8 protein-coding genes are annotated in these 4,086 nt (G+C 38.0%); 3 read left to right on the forward strand and 5 right to left on the reverse strand.

The annotated features are described in order from the left end of the window. On the forward strand, positions 1 to 279 hold a 279-nt coding region (locus QUA45_RS28130; RefSeq protein WP_333223177.1), incomplete at its 5' end, for a DNA cytosine methyltransferase. An 18-nt stretch (positions 280 to 297) separates the two neighbouring features. On the opposite strand, the gene QUA45_RS28135 is transcribed toward QUA45_RS28130, so the two are convergent. From QUA45_RS28135 to QUA45_RS28155, 4 genes are all read right to left on the reverse strand, one after another. Continuing rightward, complete coding sequence (locus tag QUA45_RS28135; RefSeq protein ID WP_333223179.1) at positions 298 to 876, reverse strand: PIN domain-containing protein; 579 nt, start codon at positions 874 to 876, stop codon at positions 298 to 300. 19 nt (positions 877 to 895) lie between these two features. Beyond that, positions 896 to 1,342: an excisionase family DNA-binding protein gene (locus QUA45_RS28140; RefSeq protein ID WP_333223181.1), complete on the reverse strand. Its 447-nt coding sequence runs from the start codon at positions 1,340 to 1,342 to the stop codon at positions 896 to 898. 38 nt (positions 1,343 to 1,380) lie between these two features. Next, a complete protein-coding gene (locus QUA45_RS28145) occupies positions 1,381 to 1,605 on the reverse strand; it encodes a type II toxin-antitoxin system HicB family antitoxin (RefSeq protein WP_333223183.1) in 225 nt (74 codons plus the stop codon). Between the two features lie 237 nt (positions 1,606 to 1,842). Continuing rightward, the gene (locus tag QUA45_RS28155) at positions 1,843 to 2,586 is read right to left on the reverse strand and encodes a hypothetical protein (RefSeq protein WP_333223185.1); all 744 of its coding nucleotides are present in this window, start codon (positions 2,584 to 2,586) and stop codon (positions 1,843 to 1,845) included. Positions 2,587 to 2,702: 116 nt separating this feature from the next. On the opposite strand from QUA45_RS28155, the gene QUA45_RS28160 reads away from it, so the two are divergent. Continuing rightward, positions 2,703 to 2,915: a hypothetical protein gene (locus QUA45_RS28160; protein WP_333223187.1), complete on the forward strand. Its 213-nt coding sequence runs from the start codon at positions 2,703 to 2,705 to the stop codon at positions 2,913 to 2,915. Then, positions 2,915 to 3,856, forward strand: coding sequence for a hypothetical protein (locus tag QUA45_RS28165; RefSeq protein WP_333223189.1), 942 nt, complete (start codon positions 2,915 to 2,917; stop codon positions 3,854 to 3,856). The genes QUA45_RS28160 and QUA45_RS28165 overlap by 1 nt, the downstream gene beginning before the upstream one ends. A gap of 45 nt (positions 3,857 to 3,901) precedes the next feature. Here QUA45_RS28165 and QUA45_RS28170 read toward each other — a convergent pair. Further along, positions 3,902 to 4,086: hypothetical protein (locus QUA45_RS28170; protein ID WP_333223191.1), on the reverse strand; the 185-nt coding region annotated here is incomplete at its 5' end.

Here is a 4,086-nt window from a genome sequence, read left to right on the forward strand (position 1 = left end):
CAGTATCCGGGAAAACCGAGCATGACTGTTAAAGAAAATCACGGCGGCACTCATATTCATCCTTATCTCAACCGCGTGATTTCAGCTCGCGAAATGGCGAGATTGCAAAGTTTCCCGGATTCATTTATTTTTGAAGGTTCAATGAAAAAGGCCATGTGGCAAATTCGAAATGCGGTGCCGCCTCGTTTAGCAGAGTGTATCGGTTTTGCACTTAGTCCATATTTGAGCTATATTGCTTTGAACAAACCTAGTAAAGTTACTCTTCCAGGCAAAGCCTAAGAATTAGCAAATAAGATATTACTGATTTTCCTCGCGACGCTGAACTTTTAATAATAAATTACTGGCAAACTTTGGTGTACCTGCTTTTTTACCTAAAAAATTAATTAATTCAGTAAAAGTCTTTGGGGGATTTTTGTACTTTTGAGACTGTTGCTGTAATAAATCAACTATTGAGTCCGGGTATTCGTCCAATAAATCGCTCAGAAACTCATCGGGCGACTGTGCTATAATCTTCCAAGGAGCTAGATCGTTTTCTCTAAAATCCTTGAGATTATTGGTGACAATGATATCAGCTCCAGCAGTTACGGCTGCGGCAAGAACGTGACGGTCTTTAGGATCGTTGGTCATTGCTTGCTCTAGCGCGACAGGCACTTCAACCATTGCTTCAGGAAAGGCTAATTGGATTTTACTTTCAAGATTCTTTGCTTTCTCCTGCGAAAAAGTTCCTCCTTTAACAAGATTTCCTATTACTTCATCAATGATTTCCTGCGACCAATATGGTAAATATAAATCTTCCTCAGCAGCGGAAAGCAGAGTATCGCGCAAATACATCGGGAAAAGGACGCAAGCATCAAGTACAACACGCAGCTTAGTCATATTAAAGATTCAATTAGTCCTATTCCTCGTACAAGCCAGCTTCTTCAGTCATCTCGATTAACTCGTCTAATAATTGGCGTCGCTGAACTTTACGCTGTTGCTTGTAGGTCATTAAATCTTGAAAAAGTATGCGTCGGCGCGAACCAACTTCAATATAAGGAATTGCTCCTTCATCTAGCAATTTGACAAGGAACGATCGCGATACATTCAGGAGATCGGCAGCTTGATGCACCGTCAGTTCGCGATTGTGAGTTACTATCGATACAGCTTGACCCGATGCCATTGCGCGCACAATTTGACCCAACAAATTGTAAACTGATTCGGGAATGAGAATTTCTTCTCCATTACTTGCCACTAATTTTACTTGTGCGGATTCGATGCAGAGAATCTGCTGTAATTTTTTTATAGCTTCTGTTTCTTGTTCGGTAATTAAAACAGATTCTAGCGATGGTTTTTGTTTTAACATAGTCTCTCTTGTGATGTGTTTTTCTAGGATTTACGGTTTCATGCAGCCTGAAATAATCGTTCTATCTTCTTAATTGCTGGCAATGGCTTACCTTCAGCTTCACAGCTTTCAATTAGTAACTCTAGTACCTCTCGCGCATTGTAGATAGCTTCTTCATAAGAATCTCCGTGAGTTACTGGTTGCATTACATCCTCAAATTCTGGCAAAAATACGACAAAGCATCGATCTTCTTCTGACCATTGGATAACAACTGTATATTTCATAGTTCTGTCTCCTCTGCTTCGATTTCCCTAAGCACCTCAATTGTTTCGTTGACTAACTTCTCTAAATATAGTTTAGCATCATTTCCGTCTTTACCAGCTATGATAATAGCCTTGGCTAATTTAGGATGCTTCTACTTACTATGACTGCCTTTTGCTGGTTGGCAAACGAATCCTGCTTTTAGCAAGATGTTTTTCAAACTTCTAATCTTTTTAGGCATTATGCAATTATTAATGTATTTACAGAAAAAAGTCTGTTATCCCATCATACACAGCCTTTGAAAATTCATCTTGCTCTTTTAAAAAATCGTCTGTATGTTCTGATAGCCTCTCAACAATATCTCTCTTGGGAGGAGAAAATTCATATTCTTGTTTGTCATCCCTTGTTATCTGGTTGAGTTGTGTTATCTTGTTGAGTTTTGTATTAAAATTGTCAATTAATTTCTCACATGAGTCAGCCGAGGTAAATATCTGAGAATTAGTCAACTGCATTTCTAATGGGATTAGGCCCTGAAAAGTTTCTAATTTAATTAAGTCTGCTTTTATGTCTTCCATTTTTTTTAGCTTGTCTAGTAGTGTGGCATAAGATTTGTGTTTTCTAAAATCTTTGATATGAGATTTGTTTTCGTTGGCTATCGTATAATTGCTGAGTAATTTGCGATAAAGTACGTGAATTGCAGCTTTTTCTCTATCTGAGTTCATTTTTTTATTATTTGCTTCTGCTAATAATTGCCCAATTATAAAAGTAGAAACAGGAATAACTGATGATAAAGAGCCAGGAAGTGGGTGAATCAAAAGTAGTGGAAACAAGAACGGAAAAACAAGCACTGAGAATGAAGGTATAATAATTTTATATTTATCATTTATTTTTTTTAAATAATTAAAAATATTCAGCCTGTATGCCAGCAAAAGCCCAGGTAAAGTAAGCCCAAGTAAAGCTGAAATTAATAGCTCTTCTGAATTAGGAACGTTCGTTTGAATCATATAAATAGAAATTACAACAAATGGAACCCAGAAATTCAAAATCTTCTGCATTGCTACATATATCTATGATAACTCGCAACATCTCAGACGAGATGACCTAAAGCGGGCAGAATCTTATGTTTCGATCGACTCATCTGGCAATTGTCAGTCTCTGCGGACGATCGGTCTACGGACGATGTGTCACATATCTGGAAAGTTCGATCGCCCGAAATTCCCCCTCCCGACTCAAGACGGATGCCTCACAGATGTACAATAGGACGATCGCACTCTCCAATCTTGGATTTACCAATTATTTATTATATAATGGTGAAAAACCTTGGAGGCAATAATGAGTCAGTTGTTGGTTTTCAAACCTAATATTACCCCTGGTGACATGCACCCCCACTTCTATCCCGATTTCGCTACATTTTTTAATGCTCCCTATGCTTTTGCATATGAAGATAGCTGTTTTTATTATGCTTTACCTAAAGAATCTCCCTTTAACCTTCTAGCTATAGAAGAACAAAAATCTAAATATACAACCCTAGAAGACTGGATTAAACACAAGTTTAAAGCAACTGATATTCGCCCTTCATTCAATCAAGCTGGGAAATTTTATAAAGGTATGTGGCATCCATCAGATTATCTATCGCCAGAATTACTTATATCTAATCCAGAAAGCTATACCCAATCTCTTGTGGTAATTGAACTACTGATAAAAAAAATGAATGAATTATTTTTGACCATAGAACCCACCCAGAAAAATGTTGATGTGTTTGGACTTAAAATACGCGAATTATTACTACTTGCTTGTATGGAAGTCGAAGCCTCTTGGAAAGGAGTATTAAAAGAACACGAATACATTAAAAACAGTCAACAATACTGGAAGACCACTGATTATATAAAACTCTTGAAACCTATGTGCTTAGCTAATTATACCTTAGCTCTTAGATCGTATCCAAATTTTCCTCATCTTCAACCTTTTAGTTCCTGGGATCAAAATCAACCTACCCAATCACTTTATTGGTATAATGCCTACAACAAGACCAAACATGACCGAGAAGCATCTTTACATGAAGCAACATTACTTCATGCGATTCACTCTGTTGGTGCTGTAGTTGTGATGTTCTGCGCTCAATTTGGAATACCCCAAAAGCAATCTTTGTTTGATATCGTTATCTCTACCTTCGATATCTCTTTGGAACCTTGCCCCGAAAGGTTTTATATTCCTTTCAGGACTAATAGAGATACAGCGAACCCCGAGTTTAGTGATAATAAATACTGTTTCTAAGTGGACAAAGATACAAATCTTGTCGAGCTTGACAAATATTCTAATTTAGAATAAAGAGTCAAGGCAGTCTTGTCCGGTGGTTGGGGAGTCGGAAATTTGAGGTTCGATCGCCCGAAATTCCCCATCCCGACTCAAGACGGATGCCTCGCAGATGTACAATAGGACGATCGCATTCCCCAACTCCCACCGTGATAGAGCGCTACACTTTGCCCGAAATGGGCAACATCTGG

The organism is Microcoleus sp. Pol12A5 (genome assembly GCF_036701435.1).
In the GTDB taxonomy this organism is placed as follows: Bacteria; Cyanobacteriota; Cyanobacteriia; order Cyanobacteriales; family Microcoleaceae; genus Microcoleus.

Excerpts from the sequence above, each read along its gene's own strand:
- QUA45_RS28135 (WP_333223179.1), bottom strand. The coding sequence starts at position 876 with ATGACTAAGCTGCGTGTTGTACTTGATGCTTGCGTCCTTTTCCCGATG.
- QUA45_RS28140 (WP_333223181.1), bottom strand. The coding sequence starts at position 1,342 with ATGTTAAAACAAAAACCATCGCTAGAATCTGTTTTAATTACCGAACAA.
- QUA45_RS28145 (WP_333223183.1), bottom strand. The coding sequence starts at position 1,605 with ATGAAATATACAGTTGTTATCCAATGGTCAGAAGAAGATCGATGCTTT.
- QUA45_RS28155 (WP_333223185.1), bottom strand. The coding sequence starts at position 2,586 with ATGATTCAAACGAACGTTCCTAATTCAGAAGAGCTATTAATTTCAGCT.
- QUA45_RS28160 (WP_333223187.1), top strand. The coding sequence starts at position 2,703 with ATGTTTCGATCGACTCATCTGGCAATTGTCAGTCTCTGCGGACGATCG.
- QUA45_RS28165 (WP_333223189.1), top strand. The coding sequence starts at position 2,915 with ATGAGTCAGTTGTTGGTTTTCAAACCTAATATTACCCCTGGTGACATG.